At 73.7% G+C, this 7,483-nt stretch carries 5 protein-coding genes; 2 read left to right on the top strand and 3 right to left on the bottom strand.

Annotated features, from left to right (window positions below; genetic code table 11):
- Positions 1-127: 127 nt before the first annotated feature.
- Together ACXAHD_RS30380 and ACXAHD_RS30375 are read right to left on the bottom strand one after the other, a co-directional pair.
- Positions 128-2,875: a molybdopterin-dependent oxidoreductase gene (locus tag ACXAHD_RS30380; protein WP_475054883.1), complete on the bottom strand. Its 2,748-nt coding sequence runs from the start codon at positions 2,873-2,875 to the stop codon at positions 128-130.
- Entirely contained in the window at positions 2,872-3,708 is an 837-nt protein-coding gene (locus ACXAHD_RS30375) for an FAD binding domain-containing protein (protein ID WP_475054880.1), read from the bottom strand. Before ACXAHD_RS30375 ends, ACXAHD_RS30380 begins: the two co-directional genes overlap by 4 nt.
- A 147-nt stretch (positions 3,709-3,855) precedes the next feature.
- Here ACXAHD_RS30375 and ACXAHD_RS30370 point away from each other — a divergent pair, with 147 nt between their 5' ends.
- Both ACXAHD_RS30370 and ACXAHD_RS30365 read left to right on the top strand, forming a co-directional pair.
- Positions 3,856-4,509 carry a nucleotidyltransferase family protein gene (locus tag ACXAHD_RS30370; protein ID WP_475054879.1) on the top strand — a complete coding sequence of 218 codons (654 nt, stop codon included), beginning with the start codon at positions 3,856-3,858 and terminating at the stop codon, positions 4,507-4,509.
- The gene (locus ACXAHD_RS30365) at positions 4,506-5,603 is read left to right on the top strand and encodes an XdhC family protein (RefSeq protein WP_289212925.1); all 1,098 of its coding nucleotides are present in this window, start codon (positions 4,506-4,508) and stop codon (positions 5,601-5,603) included. The genes ACXAHD_RS30370 and ACXAHD_RS30365 overlap by 4 nt, the downstream gene beginning before the upstream one ends.
- A gap of 34 nt (positions 5,604-5,637) precedes the next feature.
- Here ACXAHD_RS30365 and ACXAHD_RS30360 read toward each other — a convergent pair whose 3' ends face one another.
- Entirely contained in the window at positions 5,638-7,191 is a 1,554-nt protein-coding gene (locus ACXAHD_RS30360; RefSeq protein ID WP_289212924.1) for a PucR family transcriptional regulator, read from the bottom strand.
- Positions 7,192-7,483 lie beyond the last annotated feature (292 nt).

Here is a 7,483-nt window from a genome sequence, read left to right as displayed (position 1 = left end):
CACCGTCGCCGGCCGCAACCCACCATCCAGATGGTCATGCAGCAACACCTTCGGCGCCCGAACGATCTCCGCCAACGAAACAGCCACCATGATCTATTCTTCCTTCAGTCGTTACTCGCCGATGTCGTTACTCGCCGTCGGCCCGGTCGTGCTGCAGCCGGTTCCACACCCGGTCGGAGGTGAACGGCAGGTCGGTGAAGCGGACTCCGGTCGCGTCCCGCAGCGCGTTCGCCAGCGCGGCGGCCACCGGGTTGAACGGGCTCTCACTCATCGACTTCGCGCCCGCCGGCCCGAGCGGGTCGCTGGTGCGGGCGAACAGCACCTCGGTCAGCGGCACGTCGGCGTAGGTCGGCAGGTGGTAGCTGCGGAAGTCGTCGGTGACCACCCGACCCTGGTCGTCGATGTCAACATGTTCGGTGAGGGCGGCACCGAGCGCCTGAGCCACCCCGCCCTCGACCTGCCCCCGGCACTGCATCGGGTTGAGGACGGTCCCGGCGTCCGCGCTGTGCACGCTGCGCAGAATCTGGATCTCCCCGGTGTCCGGGTCGACCGCCACCCGGAACCAGTGCGCGTCGAAGGCCACCGAGCGGTGCGCCCCGTCGGCGTGTCCGTCGGCGGTGAGCGGCCGGCCCGCCGCCGACGCGACCCGGGCCAGGTCGACCAGATCGACCAGCCGGCCGGCGCACCGCACCGTCGTCCCGTCCACCCGGCAGTCCCGCCGGTCGACGCCGGTCGCCCGTGCGGCGGCGTCGACCAGCACCTCCCGCAGTGCGACCGCGGCGCGGTGCGCGGCGGTGCCAGCCACCACGGTGCCGGTCGAGGCGAACGCGCCCGTGTCGTGACCGACCAGTGCGGTGTCCGACTGCCGGATCCGTACCCGATCCACGGTGCTGGTCAGCGCGTCGGCGACCAACTGCCGGTGCACGGTGGTCGACCCGTTGCCGAACTCGGCCATCCCGATATCCAGCTGGTAGCCGCCGTCGGCGTCGAGGGTGACCCGGGCCCGGCCGTGGTGACCGCCTGGTGGTCCGGTGGCGATCATCGCCACCGCCATGCCGTCGCCGACCAGCCAGCCGGCTGCAACGTCCTCCTGCCAGGTCTCGGTCCGGGCCCGCTGGATCAGCTCCAGGCACTGGTCCAGGCCGTAGCTGTGCACCCGTACGGTGTCGTCGTGCCCGACCGGGGTGACCAGCGGATCCTGCGGGCCGATCACGTTGCGGGCCCGGAACGCGACCGGATCGAACCCGAGCCGGCGGGCCAGCTCGTCCACGGCGGACTCCACCGCGAACGACACCTGACCCAGTCCGTAGCCGCGGAACGCGCCGGCCGGAACCGTGTTGGTGTAGACCGACCAACCGTCGACCTGCTTGTTCGGGCACCGGTAGAGGGCCACCGACTCGCTGCAGCCGTGCGCCAGCACCGCCGGGCCGTGGTTGCCGTACGCGCCGGTGTCCGCGACCACGTGCAGCCGGATCGCGGTCAGCGTACCGTCGCGGCGCCCCGCCACCGTCACCCGGGTGTCGAACGGATGCCGAGTGGTCGCCGCAGTGAACTGTTCGGCCCTGGTGAACTCCAGTTTCACCGGTCGTCCGGTGCGCAGCGCGGCCAGCGCCGCCACGTCCTCGACGAGCATCTCCTGCTTGCCGCCGAACCCGCCGCCGACCCGGCCGGCGACCACCCGGACCTTCTCGGCCGGCAGGCCGAACAGCCGGGCCAGCGCCCGTCGGGTCAGGTACGGCGTCTGGGTGCTGGACCGCACGGTCAGCCCGCCGTCCAGCTCCGGCCAGGCGATCGCCCCGTGCGTCTCCAGGTGAGCGTGCTGCACCCGCTGGGTGCGAAACGTCGCTGTGTAGACCTCGTCGGCGTCGGCCAGCGCCCGGTCGACGTCGCCGATCTCACCGTGCACCTCACCGGCCACGTTGTCCGCCGGCCGGGCGATGCCGCTGACCGCCGGATCCACGTCGTGCAGGACAGGCGCGCCCGGGAGCATCGCCGCCGCTGGGTCGAACACTGCCGGCAGCGGCTGGTAGCTGACCCGAACCAGGTCGGCGGCCGTCTCGGCGGCCGCCTCGGTCTCGGCGACCACCGCCGCCACCCGCTGCCCGACGAAGCGGACCACGTCATCAAGGAGCCGGGTGTCAGCCGGGTCCTCGCGCGGGCTCTCGTGCTGGGCGGTGGAGTACCGCAGGTCGGGGCAGTCGTGGTGGGTGAGTACCGCCAGGACCCCGGGGACCCGCATCGCGTCGTCGGTGTCGATGTCGACGATCCGTGCATGCGGCACCGTCGAGCGGACCAGCTTCAGATGGGTCAGCCCGGGAACGTCGACGTCGAAGGTGAACCGGGCGGTGCCGGTGACGATCTGCCGGGCGGCCGGGGCGGCCACGTTGCCGCCGACCGCCGGGCAGCCAGGGCCACCGCCGGGGGTGCCGTCGGCGGTGCCGCTCACGTGCCGTACCCCGTCGAGCGCGTCGCGGATCGCCCGGTAGCCGGTGCACCGGCACAGGTTGCCCTTCAGCGCGCGCGGCAGGTCGGCGCGCTGGGTCTCGTCGAGCGCGGCGACCGTCATCACCAGCCCGGCGGTGCAGAACCCGCACTGGAATCCCTGCGCGTCGAGGAACCGCTGCTGCACCGGGTGCAGCGTGTCGCCGTCGGCCAGTCCTTCGACCGTGGTCACCGACCGGCCCTCGGCCCGTACCGCAGGGTAGACACAGCTGTGTACGGGGACTCCGTCGACGTGCACGGTGCACGCTCCGCAGTCCCCGGCGTCGCAGCCCTTCTTCACGCCGTACCAGCCCTGCTCGCGTAGGAACGTGCGCAGGCACTGGCCGGCGGCCGGCTCCCCGGCGGCGGCGGTGCCGTTCACCACGACGCTCACCGGCTGCACTCTCCGTCGGTGCCGGCCGCGGCCAGTTCGACCCGGACCTGGTCGGCCATCCGCAGCGTGCGGTGCCGCCGCCAGTGCGGCAGGCCGTGCACGTCGTCGACCCAGCCGGCCGCCGCGCATCCGGCGTCCACCCGGTCCAGCAACTCGGACCCGGTCGGCGCCGCCGGCAGCGACAGCACCACCGGGCGGCGGGTGGCCGCGGTCACCGACATCGTCCACCCGCCGGTGTCCTGGTCGACCGAGCCGATGACCAGCGCCGCCGACCGGCCGTGCCGGAACAGCGACGCCCGGCGCATCGCGTACCGGGCCCGGGCGGCCGCTGCCGGTAGCCGGATGCTGCGCAGGAACTCGCCGGTGTCCAGCACCGTCGTACCGACGTCGCGGATGAACCCGTCGGCGGGCACCCGGCGCTGCCCGCCGGCCAGATCGGTGAGCAGGTACTCGACCCGGGTCGCCACCGCAAGTGATGTCATCGGACCGGCCGGCAGCGCCGCGCAGATGTTGCCGCCGACGGTCGCCACGTTCCAGATCTTGCGGGAAGCGAGGAACGCGTCGCAGCAGCCTGCGGCCAGCTCCGTCACCCGATTCCAACCGGGCGGCGGGGCGAACCGGGCGAGTTCGGCGACGGTGCACGTGGCGGCGATCTCCAGCCCGTCGTCGTCGACCCGGATCGACGGCCAGCGCAGCCGGGTCAGGTCACGCAGCCGGTGCACCCCGGGCTGAGGTTGCGAGAACAGGTAGCTGCCGCCGGCGAGCCAGCGGTCGCCGGGGCGCCAGGCGTCGCCGTCGGCGGCGATCACGTCGGAGACGGTATGCAGATCCACAGTCCGCATCGTCCGATGCCGCCGCCGGCCCGGACAATGACGGCGGAACACAATCCCGACCCGCCAATCAGGCAGGTGGTTGGACGAAGCTACAAGGCGTACCGGGGCGCCTTGACCGGGTGATCAGCCGCTGCCCATCGTTGACGGGTGCTTGCCGGAATCGTCCTCGCCGCCGGCGCCGGCCGCCGCTACGGTCGGCCCAAGGCGCTGGTCCGTCTCAACGGGAACCCGTTGGTGTCCCGGGCCGTCGAGACGCTGCGCTCGGCCGGCTGCCGGCCGGTGATCGTGGTGCTCGGAGCGGCGGCCGACGCGGTGCGTGCGAGTGCCGACCTGGCCGGCGCCGTGCCGGCGGTCAACCCTGACTGGGCCACCGGGATGGGCTCGTCGTTGCGGGTCGGCCTGGCGGCGGTGGGCACCAGCCCGGCGGACGCCGCGGCTGTCCTGCTGGTCGACATGCCGGGGATTGGTCCAGCGGCGGTCCGCCGGGTGGCGGCCGGCGCCGACCGGCGGACGCTGGCCGCGGCCAGCTACGTCGACGGGCGGCCAGGGCATCCCGTGGTGCTGGGTCGGGAACACTGGACGGCGGTGGCGGCGTCGGCGACCGGTGACACCGGCGCCCGCGACTATCTGCGGGCCCACCCCGACCAGCTGCGTCTGGTGCCCTGCGGCGACGTGGGCGACCCGACCGACCTGGACCGGCCCGGCGACCTGGACCAGCTCGCCTACCCCCACTGGCTCCGCGACCCCGACCGGCTCCGCGCGGGAGGCGGCGCCTCGGCCCGGACGGCGGCGACCGGATGAACGGGCCGGTCCTCGACGAGGCGATGCGCTGGTGGTACGCCGGTGAGCAGGCGGCCGTCGCGACGGTGACCGCCACCGCCGGCAGCGCACCCCGGCCACCGGGCACGAGTATGCTCGTGGCCCCGGACGGCACGGTCACCGGAAGCGTCTCGGCCGGTTGCGTCGAGGCCGCCATCTACCAGCTGTGTCGTACCGTGCTGGACACCGGCGAGGGGCGGCTGGCGCGCTTCGGCGACCCTGGCGACGAGCTCGTCGAGCCCGGGCTGACCTGCGGCGGCACCATCGAGGTGTACGTGCAGCGGGTGGACCGCGACAGCGTGCCGCAGCTGGAGCGGCTGCATGCGGCGACCCGGGCTGCCCGCCCGGTCGCGGTGGTCACCTGCCTCACCGGGCCGCCAGCCAGCCAGGGTCGTTGGCTGCTGGTCGACGCCGAAGGTCAGTGGGGTTCGCTCGGCGGGCCGACGCTGGACGCGGCTGCGGTCCGGGTCGCCCGCCCGGCGCTGGACACCGGGCGGACCACGCTCGCCCAGCCCGCCGCCGGCACCACCCTGCTGGTCCGCGGCATCCTGCCGCCGCCCCGGATGATCATTTGCGGGGCGACCGATTTCACCGCCGCGCTCGCCCGGCAGGGCCGGTTCCTCGGCTACCGGGTGACGATCTGCGACGCCCGAGCGGTCTTCACCACCCGGCAGAGGTTTCCGGACGCCGACGACGTGGTCGTCGACTGGCCGCACCGCTACCTGAGGGCCGAGGCCGCCGCCGGTCGGATCGACCCGCGTACGGTGCTCTGCGTACTCACCCACGACCCGAAGTTCGACGTACCGCTGCTGCGGACCGCCCTCGACCTGCCGCTGGCCTACATCGGGGCGATGGGGTCACGGCGCAGCGCCGCCGACCGGGCGGCCCGGCTAGGTGCCGTCGGGGTGCCGCCGGCCGCGTTGGCTCGGCTCTGCGCGCCGATCGGGCTGGACCTGGGGGCGGTGACCCCGGAGGAGACCGCGGTCAGCATCGCCGCCGAGATCGTGGCGGCCCGCAGCGGCCGCGACGGCGGACGGCTGACCGCAGGCCGGGGCTCGATCCACGCCGCGGTGTAGGGCCTGCGGCACCCGGGCCTGCGGCACACGGGTCTCAGTCGGCGGTGAGCCGCAACGCCAGGAAGAAGTCCACCCGGTCCTCGAACCGGCCGAGGTCCCGGCCGGTCAACTGCTCGATCCGGCCGATCCGGTACCGCAACGTGTTGACATGGACGTGGAGCCGTTGCGCGCAGCGGCTCCACGATCCGTCACAGTCGAGAAAGACCGACAGCGTACGCAGCAGGTCGGCATGGTGCGCCCGGTCGTACTCCTCGACCGGCCCGAGCAGCCGACTGCGGAACCCCTGCCGGGTGCCGGCCGGCACCCCGGCCAGCAGCAGTGAATGCGACGCCAACTCACCGGCGGCCACCACACTGACCGGACCGGTCGCGGTGCTGGTGGCGGAACGGTGCGCGTGCAACGCCTCTTCGACCGCTCCGCCCAGCCCGGCGGCACCCACGCTGGCGGCGGAGACGCCCAGGACGAGCCGGCCGCCGCGCAGTCCCGGCACCATCCGGTCGGCGGCGGCGACCAGTGCCGACCCTATGGTGCCGGCGGCCTGCGGAGCCAGCGCCAGCACGGCGAGCGCTCCGCAGGGCAGGTCGGGTTCGAGGACGGTGACCGCCCGGTCGGGTGCCAGCCGGCTGAGGAACTCGTCGACCACGGCGACGGTCAGCGTCGCCGGTGCGCGCATCTCGTCCAGCGTGGCGGCGACCGCGACGAACGTGGCATCCGGGTCGAGCCGGGCGGCCAGCAGCGCGGCCCGCAGCCCGGCGAGGTCCCCCGGCGCCCGCAGCGCCGTTCGCAGTTGGCCGGCCAGCCGCGCCTCCACCCGGGCGGCCTCGTCCAGGTGCGCCCGTTCGAGCGCCACCACGCTGGTCAGTTCGTCGACCGTGCCGGGCAGTGTGTCGAGCGCGCCCCGGCAGGCCACCAACCAGGCTGCCAGCCGGTGCTCGGCTCGGCCGGGAACCCCGAACACGGAGAACCGCGCGCCGTCGACCGTCACCGTCGCGGGCAGCCGCTGCGCGGTCAGGAAAGCACGGCTCAGCGCCTCGGCGACCGGATCGGCCAGCTCGGCCGTGCCGGCTACCACCCGGCCGCTGGTGGTCAACGTCCAGCAGTCGGTCTCGACCGCAGCGGCCACTGTCGGCAGCAGATCGGTCAGCCGGGCACCGGCGGCCATCGCGGCGACCAGTCCGCGCTGGCGGCCCAGCACCGCCGCCAGTGAGCTGGCCCGCTGCGCCCACAGGGTCGGATGGACGTCGTCGATGATGTCGCGAAACGACACGTCGGCGGGCACCTCGAACAGCGGTAGCCGGTGCCGGCGACAGGCGGCGACCAGGTCGCGGGGCACGCTGCCGTGCAGCGCCTCACCCGCGCCCAGCGCGGTCACCCCGGCGGCGGCCAGCGCCGCGACGAAGACCTCGGAGTCGTCCGGCCCCTGGTGCCACATCAGGCCGGTGAGCACCAGATCTGCGGTGGCCACGTAGCGGCCCGGGTCGGGCAGGTCGATGACGTTGACCCGGCCGACGGTGCGGTCCCGACCGTCGTCGCCGGTCAGCGGCACCAGCTTCAGGTGGGCCTTGTCGAGCACGTCGGCCAGCAGCACGGGGGTCGCCTCCGGTCACGGTGATTGGATGAATCTCCAAAAACCGTACGGTGACGATGTTTCGTCTTTGGTTCCTGCGCCGCTATCGGCCGGCTCGCCGCAACTGCTTGACTGCTGCTGTCCAGCGAAAGGGGACCGGATTGGACCGCGGACTCGACGTGTTCAACACGCTGCCCGCCGATGACGTGCGGGAACTGCTGCTCAGCTGCTGCGCCGCGCCCGGCTGGGCCGCCGCCGTGACGGGCGGGTGGCCGTACGCCTGTTTCTTGTGCACATCTTCGAGCCCACGAGA

Source organism: Micromonospora sp. ABR4_055 (assembly GCF_056160425.1).
This window is presented reverse-complemented; position numbering and strand designations above follow the sequence as displayed.